The sequence below is a fragment of the Faecalibacterium sp. DFI.5.82 genome, from assembly GCF_029076575.1.
Lineage (GTDB): Bacteria > Bacillota > Clostridia > Oscillospirales > Ruminococcaceae > Faecalibacterium > Faecalibacterium duncaniae.
The window spans coordinates 1-293 of record NZ_JARFIS010000986.1 but is presented as its reverse complement, the minus strand read 5'-3'; the positions used below and the strand labels follow the sequence as shown (position 1 = coordinate 293).

Genomic DNA, 293 nt, shown 5'->3' with positions numbered 1-293 from the left:
CCAAAGGCGATCTTATCCACCGGGCGCTGCATGGCCTGCAGCATCTCCTGTGCATAGGGATCATTGCCCACAAAGATGAAGTACTGGCTCCGGTTTGCGTTGAGGATGGGCAGCACATCGGCCAGCTGCCCGGCCTGCACCGTGACAAACACAAGGTCATACACATCCTCGGGGGCCAGAGCATCTGTCGTCTGCATCCGATCCACCGTTGTTTTCCGCTGGAGCATGTGGCGGATGGTCAGGCCCTTCTGGTCAATGACCTCCTTCCACTCGCCCCGGGCCAGCAAGGTGAC

The 293-nt window shown here is 59.7% G+C and carries 1 pseudogene; it reads right to left on the bottom strand.

Annotated elements, in window-relative coordinates:
* Nucleotides 1-293 (bottom strand): annotated as a pseudogene (locus P0G09_RS19805) (ketopantoate reductase family protein); the annotation flags it as partial.